This window comes from Lutibacter sp., from assembly GCF_030692605.1.
Lineage (GTDB): Bacteria > Bacteroidota > Bacteroidia > Flavobacteriales > Flavobacteriaceae > Lutibacter.
Genome location: NZ_JAUYUD010000044.1, coordinates 1 through 17404, shown reverse-complemented (window position 1 = coordinate 17404; position 17404 = coordinate 1). Strand labels below are relative to the sequence as shown.

Here is a 17404-nt window from a genome sequence, read left to right as displayed (position 1 = left end):
TCAATGATTTTCTGAATGAAAAAATTAATTACACTGTTATTTATTTTAACCAGTTTGATTGTTTTTGGTCAAGGAGAAGCTAATTTTTGGTTCTTTGGGAGAAATGCTGGTTTAGATTTTAATAGCGGAACACCTATTCCAATCTCAGGAAGTCTTAGCACATATGAAGGGTGTGCTTCTTTTTCTGATAGAAATGGAAACCTATTATTTTATACTGATGGGACAAGCGTTTGGGATAAAAATGATAATTTAATGCCTAACGGTACAAATTTAAAAGGTAATTCTTCGAGTTCACAATCTGCCATAATAGTTCCTCATCCAGGAAAACCTACTATATTTTATATTTTTACAGTTGGTGCAAGTATAAGTGGTGTTCCTACTCAAGGATTAAATTGTTATACAGTAGACATGACTGCAAACAGTGGTTTAGGAGATATTATAGGTGTACCTATAGATTTATCTTATGGGTTAAATGCACAATGGACCGAAAAAGTCACCTCTGTAAAAGGAGCAGATTGTAATACATTTTGGGTAGTTTCGTTAGTACAAAATACCTACTATTCCTATAAAATTGATGATAGAAATGGCTTAAACCCAATACCTGTACTTTCTCCCGTTAATTATTTTTCTAGTGATCGAAGAGGGTATTTAAAAGTATCCCCTGATGGGAAAAAATTGGCAAGTGCTTTTTTTACTCAATATAATGAGACCAATGGAACAAACGTTGTTGGAAATGGAAAACTTATTTTATATAACTTTAACGATTTAACTGGTGTGGTGTCTAATAATGGCATCGAAGTGATTTCAAATGCTCAATTGGATGGAGCGCCTTATGGAGTAGAATTTTCACCGTTGTCAAGTAAATTATACATTTCAACTTTTGATGGATTTAGCAATAAACTTTTTCAATATGATTTACAAAATAGCAATATAATTTATAGCAAATATTTAGTTAATTCACAAATTGGTTATAGAGGAGCTCTGCAATTAGCTCCAAATGGAAAAATTTACGCAACCGTTCCTCCAAATTATAATAATGGAACAAACAATTTAAATGCTATTAATTTACCCGATGAATTAGGTGTAAATTGTAATTTTCAATTAAATGCACTAAATTTAGGAACAGGATATGCAATGCAAGGATTACCACCTTTTATCGCCTCTTTATTATTACCAGTTGAAATAACTGATGGATTATCTACTCAAAATCTTAACAATACAACTATTAAAAGATGTATTGGTGATAGTTATCAATTAACTGCTCAAAATATTACTGGAACACCAATTTATAAATGGCATTTTAATAGCATTGTTGTAAGTACAACGGCAACATTAAACACAGGTATTTTATCATCCGCATCTGCTGGAACCTATCTTTTAGAAATTGAGACAACAGATATTTGTGGTTTCCGTATTTCATACAAAGGAGAAGTAAAAATTGAAGTTTACAACCCCCCAACAATTACCAGACCTGCTGATATTTTAGAATGCGATACTGATACAGATGGGTTTTTAACTATAAATTTAAACTCTTTAAGAGATTCCCAAGTTTTAAACACACAAAGCTTCTCAGAATTTGAAGTACGCTATTTTAAGAATCAATCGGATGCAACTACAAATACAAATGCTATTGGGCCTAATTATACTAATATTATTCCTTTCGGAAATACGACATTGGTTGCTAGAATTCAAAATATTCAAAATCCAAGTTGTTTTAAAACTGAAACTTTTAGATTTCAGGTTTTCGAAAAACCAAATCCGCCAGCAACCATTACAAATATATCTGTTTGTGATAGTAACGCAACAGGAACAGATATTGATGGCTTTGAAATTTTTAATATAGCAACAAAACAATCTGAAATTTTAAATGGCCAAAATCCTACAAATTTTACCATAAAGTATTTTTCCGATGCTGGGTTAACAGTTCGAATTAACAATCCTTCAACATACAAAAACGATCAACCTTCTAGCCAAACCATTTATGTTGAAATTACAAACAACTTAAAACCAGACTGTGAAATTGTACGAAATTTTAGCATTAATGTGATGCCGCTACCTGTAATAGTTTCTAACTACACAATGAAACAATGCGATGAGGATGGTGTTGTAGATGGTTTTACCAATTTTAATTTAAATGAAGCAAACATATTTTTAACCAATGCCAATCCAAATTATACGGTAACATACTATTTATCAAGCGTAAATGCACAAAATAAAATTGGAGTTATAAATCCATTTTCGTTTTCAAATGCTACAAAAAATATTGTTTTTGCTCGAATAGAAAATTCAAATGGGTGCTATAGACTAGCACAAGTAAATTTATTGGTATCAGCTACTTCAGGCCTTTCAAATTATTTAAAAACAGTAACGTTATGTGATAATGATGGTCAGATTGATGGAATGGGGTATTTTAATTTATCTGATTATTCCGCTGAAATAATTGGATTATTACCTGCAGGACAAAATTTAAAAGTTTCTTATTTTAGAAATTTTAATGATGCCCAATTAGAAACGAATGAAATTTCACAATCTAAGCCATATTATTCTGAAGTACCATTCATTCAACCTATTTATATACGCGTTAAAAGTTTGGATAATGGAGCTTGTTTTGGTTTGGGATATCACTTAAATCTTTCCATAAATCCAAGACCCGAATTTAAAATAGATGCCACAGCTATTTATTGCGAAAATTTACCTCCAATTATAATTAAACCTTACAATTTTAAAGGAACATATACTTACGAATGGTTTAATCAAAACAACAAACTTATTAGCACAAATTCTTCAGCGATTATTTCTAGCGGTGGTACCTACACTGTAATTGCTAGTTCAGCATTTGGGTGTAAATCATTTCCTCAAACAATTGTGATAAAACCATCTAAAATTGCGTCATTATCTTATGATGATATTACTGTGATGGACGACTCTGCAAATAATACTATTACATTAGCAACTGGTAATTTAGGCATTGGAGATTATGTATTTTCATTAAACGACAATTTTAATAATTACCAAGACTCTCCATTTTTTGATAATCTTAATGCTGGTATTCACACCCTTTTTGTAAAAGATAAAAATAATTGTGGCATTGCTGAAATTGAAGTTTCAGTTATTGGATACCCTCGTTTTTTTACTCCAAATAATGATGGTATAAATGACAGGTGGAAAGTGTTAGGAGTAAATGAAAATTTTTATGTAAACTCAAACATTTTTATTTTTGATAGATACGGAAAATTAATTACTCAAATTGATCCAAAAGGTGATGGATGGAATGGTATTTTTAATGGTAATTTTTTGCCCGCATCCGACTATTGGTTTTCAGTTGAATTAATTGACAGGAATGGAAACATCAAAATTAAAAAGGGGCATTTCAGCCTTATCAGACGTTAATATTATATAAATCTTCAAAAAATTGTTTTTAGTACAGCTTCTTTCTTTACTTTTTTTTTATAAAAGAACATTTTATTAAAATCAATTTCATTTAGTTTATTTTTGCAAAATGCAATTTCAATTAGAATCAAATTTTAAACCAACTGGAGATCAGCCTGAAGCAATTAATCAACTTGTTGAAGGAATTAATTCTAATGAAAAATATCAAACTTTGTTAGGTGTTACAGGTTCTGGAAAAACTTTTACAATTGCTAATTTAATTCAACAAGTCCAAAAACCAACCTTGGTTTTAGCACACAATAAAACATTAGCTGCACAGCTGTACTCAGAATTTAAACAGTTTTTTCCAAAGAATTCTGTAGAATATTTTGTTTCATATTACGATTATTATCAGCCTGAAGCGTACTTGCCTGCAACTGGAACTTATATTGAAAAAGATTTATCAATTAATGAAGAAATTGAAAAATTAAGGATTAGTGCTTCTTCTGCGCTACTTTCGGGTAGAAGAGATGTCATAATTGTGGCATCAGTTTCTTGTATTTATGGAATTGGAAATCCTGTGGAATTCAAAAAAAATATTATTTCAATAGAAATAAATCAAACCATTTCAAGAACAAAATTATTGCATCAATTAGTTACAAGTTTATATTCTAGAACAGAAACAGAAATAAGCAGTGGAACATTTAAAGTTAAAGGAGATACCATAACTATTTACCCTTCGTATGGAGAACATGCGTATAGAATTCATTTTTTTGGTGACGAAATAGAAGAAATTGAAAGTTTTGATGTTATTAATAACTTAGTCATTGAAAAATTTGAACAATTAAATATTTACCCAGCAAATTTATTTGTTACATCGCCGGATGTGTTGCAAAATGCTATTCACGCAATTCAGGAGGATTTAATGAAACAATTTGAATATTACAAAGAAATAGGTAAACATTTAGAAGCAAAGCGTCTAAAAGAGCGCACTGAATTTGATTTAGAAATGATTCGTGAGTTGGGTTATTGCAGCGGAATTGAAAACTACTCTCGCTACTTAGATGGTCGTGAGCCAGGCACAAGACCATTTTGCTTATTAGATTATTTTCCTGAAGATTATTTAATGGTTGTTGATGAAAGTCATGTAACAATTCCCCAAGTTCATGCTATGTATGGCGGTGACCGTTCAAGAAAAGAAAATTTGGTAGAATATGGGTTTCGATTACCTGCAGCAATGGATAACCGTCCATTAAAATTTGAAGAATTTGAAGAAATTCAGAATCAAGTAATTTTTGTTAGTGCCACTCCTGCAGATTATGAGCTACAAAAAACAGAAGGTGTTTTTGTGGAACAAGTTATTAGACCAACAGGATTATTAGATCCGGAAATTGAAGTAAGACCGAGCATCAATCAAATAGATGATTTAATTGAAGAAATTCAGCTTAGAGTTGAAAAAGATGAACGAACCTTGGTAACTACTTTAACCAAAAGAATGGCTGAAGAGCTCACAAAATATTTAAGTCGAATTAGCATTCGTTGCAGATATATACACTCTGATGTTGACACCCTTGAACGTGTTGAAATTATGGCCGATTTGCGAAAAGGGGTATTTGATGTTTTAATTGGAGTTAACCTTTTAAGAGAAGGGTTGGATTTACCCGAAGTATCTTTAGTCGCCATTTTAGATGCTGATAAAGAAGGTTTTTTACGTTCGCATCGTTCTTTGACTCAAACTATTGGCAGAGCTGCAAGAAATATTGAAGGCAAATCCATTATGTACGCCGATAAAATTACACGAAGTATGCAATTAACTATTGATGAGACCGATAGAAGAAGGGAAAAACAAATAGCATATAATTTAGAAAATAACATAACACCTACTCAAATAGTTAAAAATATAGAAAACACCTTAGCTAAAAATACGGTTTCATCTTATAATTACGATAATTCTGCTGCAATGGCTGCGGAAGAAGAATTGGCCTATTTACCAAAAAATGAAATTGAAAAACGCATAAAAGAAAAACGAAACCTAATGGAAGAAGCTGCCAAAGGTCTCGATTTTATTGCTGCTGCCAGATTGCGTGATGAAATTAAATTATTGAAAGATAATTTATAAAAAAATATACTGATCGGATTAATAAATCACTACCCAATCCAATTTTTAAAATCTTTTACTCGTTCTCTACTAACTATAATTTCATCTTCTTTATACGATTGCAAAACTAATTTTAATCTACTGTTTGTGTATGAAATAATATCTTTAATCTCATTAATATTCACAAAATATTTTCTGCTTACCCTAAAAAACATTTCTGGTGAAAGTTTAGATTCTAGTTGATCCAAAGTTTCTTCTAACAAATAGGTTCTATTATCAATGGTATGAATATGCGTTGACTTATTTTCACTATAAAAGCATTCAATAGTTTCTGTTGAAATCATTTTTAAATGCTGACCAATTTTTACTGTAAATCTCTTTTTAAAATTGGTTTGATTAGGGTTTAAAAGTTTTTTTAATTCACTAATATCTAACGAATTAGTTCCTGAATGATATAATTCCTTATATTTTTTAATAGCATTTTCTAACTCTTCAGTGTCAATTGGTTTTAGCAAATAATCAACACTGTTCAATTTAAAAGCTTTTAATGCATATTCATCATAAGCTGTTGTAAAAATAATAGCACTTTTAATATCTACCTCTTCAAATATTTCGAATGATAATCCATCTGATAATTGAATATCTAAAAACAACAAATCTGGTTGCTCGTTGTTTTGAAACCAATTAATCGATTCTTCAATTGAATGAAGCATTGCAATTGGCTCTATACCAAAATCATTCAACATTCTATTTAATCTGCGAGCTGCAGGCTTTTCATCTTCAATAATTACTACTTTCATTTTTTAGTATCGGGTATTTGGTATTTAGGCTAACTAACTTTAAACTTTAAACTTTAAACTTTTTTCTACTCCCAAAACTCTTTTTTGTCCTTATCCATCATTTCTTTTATTTTCCTTTCTTCCCAATTAGACCCCAATAAAAAGTTCATCCCAAAAACATTAAAGGCATGAAAAACAATTCCAATTCCCCAAAAAAGTGCTGTGTTATACGTTTGCCATTGCCAAAAATTATCCCATCCATCTTCTGAAAAAACCCTTGTTAAAATTAAAAACAAATTCACCAATATATATATGGCAAGATGTACATAGAAACCTTTTATAGATTTCACTTTCTTTTTTGCTCTTAGATATTTTTGTTCTTCTAAATTTGAATTTTCCATCCTATTAAAATTTTTGATTATTATTCTTATCCATAAGTTCTTTAATTTTTCGATCTTCCCAGTCTTTCCCAAAAATTAGGTTATGCCCAAAAACTCCAAACCCATGAAACACCAATCCAATTCCCCAACCAAGCATTGGCCAAAAAAACCACCAATAATTTGGAGATGTCATGTAATTTATAAAAAATAAAAATGGAATTACTAGGCAATACGACAGTAAATTTGAATAAAACCCTTTAATAGCATCTACTCTTTTTTTTGCTCTTCTATATTTTTCTTCTTCATTATAAAATGTTTTCATTTTGTTTAGTTTTATTTTGCTGTAAGCTTTTTATGCTTTAGCTGTTATTATTAATTAATTTTGTTTCAAATTATCACTCGACTAGCTCGAAAAGGAGACTTTAATTCAATCTATTGCACTTTCAACTAATAACTTTGAACTTTGAACTTTAAACCTATTCCCAATATTGTTTACGATCTTCATTCATATATTCTTGAATTTTACGATCTTCCCACTCTCTTCCTAAAAATGGATTGTATGCAAATGCTTTAAGTCCTTGAATAACTAATCCTAATCCCCAACCAAGCATTGGAAACCAAAACCAATGGAATTCTGGCGAATATTCTAAATTAATATAAATTAAAAAAGGAATTACAATACAATATGCTATAAGACTTGAATAAAACTCTTTAATTTCTTCTACACGCTCTACAGCACGCATATATTTGCTACTTTCAATATTTTCTGATGGTTTCATAATTGTTGTTTTTTGAGTTAGTAATGGTAATTTTACTATAAATTTTTCTGCAATCTTTTCAATAGAAACTTTTTTTAATGTTATTAAGTTATATCTGTCTATAATATTTTTTAATCCAACTTTTGTTCCTTGTTCTAATATTGCCTTTGGATTATAATTATTGGTTATTACTAAATAACCATCCTCTTCTGTTATTACGACTTTAAGTGGATTTTCTTCGGAAACTACATTATGTTTTATGGTGTTTTCTAACAATAATTGCAAGGATAATGGTATGATTTTTAATTCAGAATTACTTGCTTTATCAGGAATTTCAAAGGTTACGGCGTTTTCAAAACGCATTGTTAATAATTCCATATACGTTTTTGCAAATTGCAATTCTTCATCTAAATCAATTAAATCTTTGCTTTTTTGTTCCAACACATACCGATAAACTTTTGAAAGTTTTGTAGTAAATTTTTCAGCCTGTGCCGGATTTTCACCTATTAAAGAGGTTAGTACATTTAAACTATTAAATAAAAAATGTGGATCTATCTGACTTTTTAACGATTCGAATTTTGCTGTTTCCGTTTTGGCAACAATCTGTTGTTCTTTTACTTTGTTTTCGGTTAGCGCTTTGTAAAAATAGATTGTATGAAAAATTAAACTAACAATTAAAGTAATTACCAACCCAAATACATAATAATTTAGAGCGAATGGATCGTTTATAAATTGTTCAAATGGCTTTCCTAAAATAAGAATAATTGAGATCCCTCTTAACAATGTTAATCCAGCCATAGTTACTACCACAGAACCTATTGCACCAATAATTAGGCGTTGTTTTGACTGTTTTTCCCACGTAAATTTTTTATTTAAATAAAAAAAGAAATAAGAATTCAAAACTGTAAGTGAAAAAGCATACATAAAATGAATTCCAAACACTTTGAACAATTCATTTAAAGATAAATTAAAACCTTTATTTGAAAGCAATCGTTCAATAACAAATATTGCTATAGTTAAAAGTATTGAAACTTTAAAAAGGTATTTTATATCTATTTTCATTCTTTACATTTTACAATTTAAAACTACAATTTAAAACTTAATTTCCAAAGTTAAATCTTCGTCAGTCATTTCAAATTTTGAATTGGCAAATTGTGGTGGACCAAAATTTAATGTGTTATTTGAAGTTCCATAACTTTCTTTTGGCATACCGTTTTCGTGAAAATCCATTCGTTTATTTCCATTTTCATCATGAAAACATATAATGGCATAATTTCCTTTTGGAATATTCTCAAAAGTCACATAACTCAATCCATTAATAATTTGACTTGATTTTGCAATTTTTGGTTCCTTCATAAATCCTTCTTCGGTAAATAGAGCAAAATGAATTTCTCCCTTATCATTTAATGCATTCAAAACTTTCACTTCAATAGACCTATTTTTAATTTGATCAACTTGTTTCACCCCCTGTCCAAAAAGAAACGATGAAACTAATAAGGCAATGGCTAAAATTAAATGTTGCATAATTCAATATTTTTAGGTTAAACTTAAATTTATGCTTCAAAATTGTAGCTTATATATTTAAAAATAAATTATATTTAACCGAACTGTACAATTTCAATGATGAATTGTTAAAAATTTAAAAAACACTTTTAAAAAACCCTAACATTCGTCATATTTTAAATTAAAAAAGTTTGTAACTTTATAAAACTTTTCACTAAAACCATAAAAATTATGAAAATATATGATGATAAACATATTAAAAACGTTGCATTTGTAGGCGCTAACAAGTGTGGTAAAACTACCCTTGCAGAAACAATGTTGTTTGAAGCTGGACTTGTCAACCGCCGTGGTAGCGTTGAAAACAAAAATACAGTTTCCGACTACCACGAAATTGAGCAAGAAAGAGAAACTTCCATTTTTGCCACTCCTCTCCATACCGAATGGCGCAACTACAAAATAAACATAATAGATACTCCTGGTTTAGACGATTTTATAGGTGAAATTGCTTCAACTATGACCGTTGCCGATTCTATTTTAATGATTATAAATGGGCAACACGGCGTTGAAATTGGAACAGAAATTATGTGGAATTATGTGGACAACTATGGAAAACCAACCTTATTTGTTGTGAACCAGATTGATAGTCCCAATGTAGATTTTGATGAAAATTTTAATAGCATTGTAAATTTAGTTGGTAAAAATGTGGTAAAAATTCAATACCCACATATTGTTGATGGTGCTCAATGCATTATTGACGTACTTAAAATGAAAATGTACAAATTTGGTCCACATGGCGGGAAACCTGAGAAATTTGATATTCCAGCAGATCAATTAGAATTGGCTAATGATTTACATAATGAGCTAGTTGAAAAAGCGGCTGAAAATGATGAAGCATTAATGGAATTATTTTTTGAACAAGGAACCCTAAATGAAGATGAATTGCGTGAAGGTATAAAAAAAGGAATGCTAAATCATGAATTATTTCCTGTTTTTTGTGTTTCTGCTTTAAACGATATGGGTACTGGAAGACTCATGGGTTTTATTGATAATGTTGCACCCTCTGCTGCAGATTTAAAACCTGAACAAAGTGTTGAAGGCAAAATAATTGAATGTAAACCTAATGAGCCAACTGTTTTATTTATTTTTAAAACATTGTACGAACCAAATTTGGGTCAAATAAGTTTCTTTAAAGTTAAGTCTGGTGAAATTAAACAAAACGATAAATTAGAAAACTCTAGAAATGAAGAAATTGAAATTTTGAATCAACTTTATATCATGGACGGAAAAAATCGTGAGCAAGTTGAAAAATTAAGTGCTGGTGATATTGGAGCTACGTTAAAACTAAAATTTACTAAAACTAATGATACTTTAAGAGTAAAAGGAACGAATATTACCGTAAAACCCATTGCATATCCAGAGGCACGGATTACAAAGGCGGTTAGTGCTATTGATAAAAATGATGAAGAAAAATTAAATGAAGCGCTAAAAAAATTAAACTTTCAAGATCCAACAGTAAGTATTGAATACTCTAAAGAATTGAAACAAATGATTTTATCATGTCAAGGTGATTTACATTTAGCAACAATTGATTGGACCTTGGAACACATTTATGGCTTAAAAGCACAATTTGAACAGCCTAAAATTGCATATAGAGAAACTATTCAGCGCTCATCAACAACAAGTTACAAACACAAAAAACAATCAGGAGGATCTGGTCAATTTGGCGAGGTACATATTAAAGTAGAGCCTTGGTTTGAAGGAATGCCAGAGCCTGTAGGATTTAATATTAGAGGAAAAGAAGAGATTGATTTAGACTGGGGTGGAAAACTTGTTTTTTACAATTGTATTGTTGGTGGTGTAATTGATGCACGTTATTTACCTTCAGTTTTAAAAGGAGTTTTAGAAGTTATGGAAGAAGGTCCTCTTACAAAATCGTACGCTCGTGATATTAGAGTAATGCTTTTTGATGGAAAAATGCATCCTGTAGACTCTAATGATATTTCATTTAAAATAGCTGGAGCTCACGCTTTTAAAGCTGCCTTTTTAGATGCAAAACCAAAATTATTAGAACCTATTCACGAATTAAATGTAAGAGTTCCTGAAGAATTAATGGGTAATGTTATGACCGATTTACAATCGAGAAGAGCAATTATACTTGGAATGGATAGTGACGGTAAATACCAAACTATAAAATCCAAAACACCTTTGGCTGAAATGTATAAATATTCTACCACCTTAAGATCTATTACTCAAGGCAGAGGAAGTTTTAGTACTAAATTCTCAAATTTTGAATTGGTACCAAATAATGTCCAAGAAGAACTTGTAAAAGGTTAAAGAATTCCATAAAATGGAAAGACTCGTTTATAAAAAACGAGTCTTTTTTTACCCAAGATTAATATTTATTAATTCAATTCAAAATATAATTCTTAAAGTTTCAGTTGGTCTTAAACGTAAGAAATTTAAAAGTTTGAAATATTAATCATTGCTAATTTAATAATTTATTTTTTATTTAAACTAATGTACTGGCAATATTTAACATTTTGTTTATTAAAAACCATTCATTTAACAATTATTACTATTAATATCGGAAAGTTTAAATTGTAATTTATATTATTTAATTTCTTTAAGAAATCCGTACATTTGCAACTTCAAAAACCTTTTTAATGAAATTAATTTTAATTACTATTGGGCTATTGGCAGTTGGTGTATTTGGAATTGCTATAAAACTTTGGGCAAAAAAAGATGGAAAATTTGCTGGTACTTGTGCGAGTCAAAATCCACATTTAAACAAGGACGGTGAAGCTTGTGGTTACTGTGGAAAGTTACCCGATCAATGTGAAAATAGATAAAATATGTTAGAATACGTTTTTATTGCTTTTTTAGTAATTTTTTGTATTCAGTTTTTTTATCATATTGTTTTATTTGGAAAATTTTCGTTTTCTAAAAAATCTACTGTAAAAAATACTGCTACGCCTAAAATTTCGGTTATAGTTTGTGCAAAAAACGAAGCTGAGAACTTACTTAAAAACCTCCCTTTTATTCTTGGTCAGAAGTACCCTAATTTTGAAGTTGTTTTAATCAACGACTGCTCTTATGACAGTACTTTAGAAATAATGGAAAAGTTTAAGGCCGAATCTTCAGTTCCTGTAAAAATTGTTGATGTTGCACCCAATGAACAATTTTGGGGAAGTAAAAAATATGCATTAACGCTAGGAATAAAAGCTGCTTCTAATGAACATTTAATTTTAACTGATGCTGATTGCATTCCTAATTCAGAACATTGGATAGCCGAAGTTATTTCTAATTTTAGCAATAAACATCAATTGGTTTTAGGTTATGGTGGTTATCATAAAATTAAAAAATCCTTTCTAAATAAATTAATCCGTTTTGAAACCTTATTAACAGCGATTCAATATTTTTCATTTTTGAAAATTGGAATGCCATATATGGGAGTTGGTCGAAATATTGCCTATACAAAATCATTGTTTTTTAGTGCAAACGGATTCGTAAATCATATGAAAATTAAGTCTGGAGACGACGATTTATTTGTGAATCAAATTGCCAACAAAAATAATACCGCAGCCGTTTATTCATTAGAAAGTCATACTTTATCATCTCCAAAAACAACTTTTAAAGATTGGATTCTTCAAAAAAGACGTCATATTTCTACTGCTACCCATTATAAATTTAATCACAAATTTTTATTGGGCTTGTTTTTCTGTTCTCAACTACTATTTTTTGTAATTGCAACCATCCTATTAGCTTTTTTATATAAATGGAAAATAGTATGTGGAATTATTTTATTTAGAACAATTATATGGTATGTTTTAATATATAATACTTCTAAAAAACTGAATGAGAAAGATTTAATTTTATTTGCTCCATTTTTTGAAATATTTTTGATATTATTACAATTAATTATCTTTATCAAAAATCTTATTTCAAAGCCTAAAAGTTGGTGAAAAAAAATATTGAAATTTCAGAAGTAATTGAAAAAGCAAAAGTTCAGGATCAAAAAGCTTTTAACATATTATTGAACACTTTTTGGAGTGACGTTTATCGTTTTCAGCTTTCAAAAACCGAGAATGAAGATGAAGCAGAAGACAATACTATTAACACTTTTTCAAAAGCATTCGATAAAATTTATTTGTATGATGATAAGTACAATTTTAAAACTTGGTTAATTTCTATATCTAAAAATATTTTTTTGGATGAGTATAGAAAAAGACGAACCGATTTTGTTTCAATCAACAAAAAATCGACCGAAGCGTATAAAATTTTTGATGAAACTCCTTCTGCCGAAGATCAATTAATTATAGACCAAAACTTGGCTGAATTAAAAAATTACATCAAACTACTAAAACCACAACATCAAGAAATTATTCACTTGCGCTATTTTAGAGAAATGTCGTACAAAGAAATAGCCGATTTTTTAAATGAACCCATGAGTAGTATTAAAGTAAAATTACTTAGAGCAAAAAATCTATTAGCTGGTATCATTAAAAATTCTTCAAAAAATTGAGCAATAATTCTAACTGGTTTAAAAAAATTGGACCTGGTATTTTATTTGCTGGTGCCGCCGTTGGAGTTTCACATTTAGTACAATCCACAAGAGCCGGTGCAGATTTTGGATTTGGATTATTATGGGCTTTATTTTTAATACATGCCGTAAAATATCCTTTTTTTCAATATGGTCCAAGGTATGCAACAGCCACTGGCAAAAGTTTATTAGACGGTTACAAAAAATTAGGTAAAGGTGTATTATGGGCATATTTTATATTGAATTTTGGCACCATGTTTACCATACAAGCAGCCGTAACAATTGTAACAGCTGGTTTAGCCGCTAATTTATTTGGGATTACTACAAACCCTATACTATGGAGTGCAATTATTACAATTGTTTGTCTAGCTATATTAATTATTGGAAAATATAAATTACTCGATAATTTAATGAAATTGATAATTATAACGCTTTCAATAAGTACGGTTATAGCATTAATAAGTGCTGCGTATGGCACAAATTCAACCTATAATTTTACTCAAATAATTCCTCAAGGCAGTGTTGAAATTGGTTTTTTAATCGCATTTTTAGGATGGATGCCAGCGCCATTGGATGTTTCAATTTGGCAATCATTATGGGCTCTTGAAAAGCAAAAAAATAAAGATTCCGAATTTGATACCAAACAAGCTATTTTCGATTTTAATATTGGTTTTTTTACCACATTATTTTTGGGTGTTTGTTTTATAGGTTTAGGAGCCCTTGTTATGTATAATTCAACAGAAATTTTTAGTAATAGTGCCGTGCAATTTTCCCAGCAACTTATTACTCTTTACACATTTACCTTGGGAAATGATATGTATATTTTTATTGCCGCCGCTGCATTTACCACAATGTTTAGTACAACAATTACTACTTTAGACGCTTCTCCACGAGCCATGTCAAAATCAGTTGAGTTACTTTTTGGGGTTGTCTCAAAAAATTTATATTGGGTATTTATTAGTTTTTTAGCTATTGGAACAATTCTTATTCTTCAATTTTTTATGTCAGAAATGGGCGTTTTAATTAAAATTGCAACCATTTTATCTTTTTTAACAGCACCATTTTATGCAATTATTAATTTCGTTTTAATTTCTGGCAAACATACTCCAGTTGAATGGAGGCCTTCATTGAAAATGAAAGTTTTAAGTTTTGCTGGGATTCTTTTTTTAATTGGGTTTAGCATCTGGTATCTGTTAAGTTTATAAATTCTTTGTATTTTTGCCTTCTAGTTGATTAAAAAATTATGTCTGAAGATCAAAATACCACCAATACTACTATTCAGAAACCCAAATGGTTAAGAGTAAAACTTCCTGTTGGGAAAAAATATAAGGAATTAAGAGGTCTCGTTGATAAATACAAATTAAATACTATTTGCACAAGCGGGAGTTGTCCTAATATGGGAGAATGCTGGACAGAAGGTACTGCAACCTTTATGATTTTAGGAAATATTTGTACCCGTTCATGTGGATTTTGTGGAGTAAAAACTGGTAGACCTGAAACAGTAGATTGGGAGGAACCTGAAAAAGTAGCTCGTTCTATTAAACTAATGAATATTAAACATGCAGTTATCACTTCTGTAGACAGAGATGATATAAAAGATGGAGGCTCTATTATTTGGGCTGAAACTATCAATGCAATAAGAAGAGCAAACCCTGAAACAACACTAGAAACTTTAATACCAGATTTTCAAGGAAATAAAACAAATATTAATCGAATTTTAGCCGTTGCTCCAGAAGTAATTTCTCACAATTTAGAAACTGTAAGAAGGCTAACACGTGAAGTACGTATACAAGCCAAATATGATAGAAGTCTTGAAGTATTAAAATATATGAAAGACCAAGGTCAAAGAAGAACAAAATCGGGCATTATGTTGGGTTTAGGTGAAACAGAAGCTGAAGTAATTGAAACTATGCAAGATTTAGTAAATGCCAACGTTGATATATTAACAATTGGGCAATATCTACAACCAAGCAAAAAGCACTTACCTGTAAAGGAATTTATAACACCCGAACAATTTGAAAAGTTAAAAGTTTTAGGATTATCAATGGGATTTAAATATGTTGAAAGTGGCGCTTTAGTGCGTTCTTCATATAAAGCTCAAAGGCATTTGATTTAGAAAATTACATAGTTCTATTTGTTTTTTAAATGTTATAATAACCATTTTAAAATTACATTATAAGTAGAACTATTTGTTCAAAAATTAACCTAAAGAAAGGCCTAAAAAAAACCGTAAATCCAAAATGAATAAAGGATTTACGGTTTTTTCAACTAATTAACCTATTAATTATTTTATCAATTTGGCATCTTCAACCAATACATCGTACTTATAGCCTTGTCCAAAATCTTTATTCAAAATAACTTTTCCAGAAAAGGTTACAGTATCACCTAATTTAACTGTTTCCAAGGTAGTTATTGTCAAATCTGCCAATTCATTATGTTTTGTTCCATCTATAATATGAACCCAATTTTTATTCATAATGCCATCGTTCACCTTTACAACAATACCTTTAACAATAATAGATTTATTTGCATAATTTGATGTATTTGCAAATAAAGTTTGTAAAGTAATACCATTTTTAGCCACAGGTAATTTAACATTACTTATAGCTGCCTCATTAGAATGATCGTGACCATCATCCTTTGAATGAGATCCATTTGTTTGTTCAACCATTTCAGCAACTTCGGTAGTTCTAATTCCTTCGGCAAATGTTATAAAATCAAACGTTTTTTTCAATAATTCACTTTCAAAATCTTGCATTACCATACCACCATTGTAATAATAAGTACCTCCAACTTCATAGGTTCCATTTGGTATGGCCATCCAATATTCAGCACCCTTTTCTTCAACTTTTATATACCCATAGGTACCTCCATCAATGTATTCTTTTAAAGTAACTTTATGAGTAACAGAAACATCTCCCGTATTTTCCATTGGTTTGTATTCAGCTTTTTCCTTGCAACTCATTACTCCTGCAACAATAATAAGCGATAGTAACATTCTAAAGTATTTCATAATATTTAATTTGATTTATTTTTATTTTAGGTAAAAGTAGTACTTCTATTTTAGAAAAATAATGATAATAATCACCAATTTATAGGTTTCAAATTATTGGATTTCAAATAAAAATTAGCTTTGCTAAAATGATTATTGCCAAACCAAAATCCTCTATTTGCGCTCAATGGAGATGGATGACCTGATTCCAAAATGAAATGCTTATTTTTATTTATATGTTTACCTTTCTTTTTAGCAAAACCACCCCAAAGTAAAAAAACAACATGTTCCTTTTCATTTGAAATTGCTGTAATAACAGCATCTGTAAATTGTTCCCACCCCTTTTTTTGATGAGAACCTGGCTCAAATTCTCTCACTGTTAAAGTTGCATTTAAAAGCAATACACCTTGGTTTGCCCAATGAGATAAATTACCACTAACGGGATATATATTTTCTATATCGTTCTGTAATTCCTTAAAAATATTGGCTAATGATGGCGGGTGAGAAACTCCTTCATTTACTGAAAAACACAATCCGTGAGCTTGATTTTTTCCATGATAAGGGTCTTGTCCTATAATTACAACTTTTAACTGCTCCAAACTACATAAGTTAAAAGCTTCAAAAATATTTTCAAAATTAGGGTAGCACGTGCAATTTTGATATTCGTCTTTTACAAAAGAAGTAAGATCTTTAAAATAAGGCTTTTCAAATTCTAGTTGAAGTAAATTTTTCCAATCTGCTGGAAACTGTTTATCCATTACTTGGTATTTATATATTTAAAAAATAATATTTTATTTAGATTTCAAAAATAAGCTAATCATTTTTATTTTCAATAAATAACAAATTCTGATTGTCCGTTTTCTGTCATAACCCTGTAATACCTGCTATTACTAGCCTATCGAATAATTTTTCTTCAAAATATCTTCTGTTAAGCTTATAAACGAACTCATTTAGGTACAATTGAAGATATTTTCCTTTAATTTTA

The 17404-nt window shown here is 29.8% G+C and carries 15 protein-coding genes and 1 pseudogene; 8 read left to right on the top strand and 8 right to left on the bottom strand.

What is annotated here, in order from left to right; all coding sequences use genetic code 11:
- Positions 1-15: 15 nt before the first annotated feature.
- Together Q8S45_RS03940 and uvrB are read left to right on the top strand one after the other, a co-directional pair.
- Positions 16-3390, top strand: coding sequence for a T9SS type B sorting domain-containing protein (locus tag Q8S45_RS03940; protein ID WP_305601423.1), 3375 nt, complete (start codon positions 16-18; stop codon positions 3388-3390).
- Between the two features lie 109 nt (positions 3391-3499).
- On the top strand, positions 3500-5488 hold the full coding sequence (gene uvrB, locus Q8S45_RS03935) for an excinuclease ABC subunit UvrB (RefSeq protein ID WP_305601422.1): 1989 nt from the start codon (positions 3500-3502) through the stop codon (positions 5486-5488).
- Positions 5489-5517: 29 nt separating this feature from the next.
- On the opposite strand, the gene Q8S45_RS03930 is transcribed toward uvrB, so the two are convergent.
- From Q8S45_RS03930 to Q8S45_RS03910, 5 genes are all read right to left on the bottom strand, one after another.
- Positions 5518-6267 (bottom strand): LytTR family DNA-binding domain-containing protein, encoded by a 750-nt coding sequence (locus Q8S45_RS03930; protein WP_305601421.1) that lies wholly within the window; start codon positions 6265-6267, stop codon positions 5518-5520.
- Between the two features lie 65 nt (positions 6268-6332).
- A complete protein-coding gene (locus Q8S45_RS03925) occupies positions 6333-6647 on the bottom strand; it encodes a 2TM domain-containing protein (protein ID WP_305601420.1) in 315 nt (104 codons plus the stop codon).
- Positions 6648-6651: 4 nt separating this feature from the next.
- On the bottom strand, positions 6652-6948 hold the full coding sequence (locus tag Q8S45_RS03920) for a 2TM domain-containing protein (protein WP_305601419.1): 297 nt from the start codon (positions 6946-6948) through the stop codon (positions 6652-6654).
- A gap of 154 nt (positions 6949-7102) precedes the next feature.
- On the bottom strand, positions 7103-8446 hold the full coding sequence (locus Q8S45_RS03915) for a 2TM domain-containing protein (RefSeq protein ID WP_305601418.1): 1344 nt from the start codon (positions 8444-8446) through the stop codon (positions 7103-7105).
- A 30-nt stretch (positions 8447-8476) separates the two neighbouring features.
- The gene (locus Q8S45_RS03910; protein WP_305601417.1) at positions 8477-8908 is read right to left on the bottom strand and encodes a DUF2141 domain-containing protein; all 432 of its coding nucleotides are present in this window, start codon (positions 8906-8908) and stop codon (positions 8477-8479) included.
- Positions 8909-9118: 210 nt separating this feature from the next.
- Here Q8S45_RS03910 and Q8S45_RS03905 point away from each other — a divergent pair, with 210 nt between their 5' ends.
- The 6 genes from Q8S45_RS03905 (at position 9119) to lipA (ending at position 15543) form a co-directional block, all read left to right on the top strand.
- Positions 9119-11221, top strand: coding sequence for a translation factor GTPase family protein (locus tag Q8S45_RS03905; protein WP_305601416.1), 2103 nt, complete (start codon positions 9119-9121; stop codon positions 11219-11221).
- Positions 11222-11550: 329 nt separating this feature from the next.
- A complete protein-coding gene (locus tag Q8S45_RS03900) occupies positions 11551-11736 on the top strand; it encodes a membrane or secreted protein (RefSeq protein ID WP_305601414.1) in 186 nt (61 codons plus the stop codon).
- A 3-nt stretch (positions 11737-11739) separates the two neighbouring features.
- The gene (locus Q8S45_RS03895) at positions 11740-12849 is read left to right on the top strand and encodes a glycosyltransferase (protein WP_305601412.1); all 1110 of its coding nucleotides are present in this window, start codon (positions 11740-11742) and stop codon (positions 12847-12849) included.
- Positions 12843-13409 (top strand): RNA polymerase sigma factor, encoded by a 567-nt coding sequence (locus Q8S45_RS03890; RefSeq protein ID WP_371132978.1) that lies wholly within the window; start codon positions 12843-12845, stop codon positions 13407-13409. The genes Q8S45_RS03895 and Q8S45_RS03890 overlap by 7 nt, the downstream gene beginning before the upstream one ends.
- Positions 13406-14632 (top strand): Nramp family divalent metal transporter, encoded by a 1227-nt coding sequence (locus Q8S45_RS03885; protein ID WP_305601408.1) that lies wholly within the window; start codon positions 13406-13408, stop codon positions 14630-14632. Before Q8S45_RS03890 ends, Q8S45_RS03885 begins: the two co-directional genes overlap by 4 nt.
- 38 nt (positions 14633-14670) lie before the next feature.
- Positions 14671-15543 carry a lipoyl synthase gene (lipA, locus tag Q8S45_RS03880; protein WP_305601407.1) on the top strand — a complete coding sequence of 291 codons (873 nt, stop codon included), beginning with the start codon at positions 14671-14673 and terminating at the stop codon, positions 15541-15543.
- A gap of 168 nt (positions 15544-15711) precedes the next feature.
- Here lipA and Q8S45_RS03875 read toward each other — a convergent pair whose 3' ends face one another.
- The 3 genes and pseudogenes from Q8S45_RS03875 to Q8S45_RS03865 form a co-directional block, all read right to left on the bottom strand.
- Positions 15712-16440, bottom strand: coding sequence for a hypothetical protein (locus tag Q8S45_RS03875; RefSeq protein WP_305601406.1), 729 nt, complete (start codon positions 16438-16440; stop codon positions 15712-15714).
- A gap of 71 nt (positions 16441-16511) precedes the next feature.
- Positions 16512-17177, bottom strand: coding sequence for a uracil-DNA glycosylase (locus Q8S45_RS03870; protein ID WP_305601405.1), 666 nt, complete (start codon positions 17175-17177; stop codon positions 16512-16514).
- A 106-nt stretch (positions 17178-17283) separates the two neighbouring features.
- Positions 17284-17404, bottom strand: a pseudogene (locus Q8S45_RS03865) (IS1595 family transposase); the annotation flags it as partial.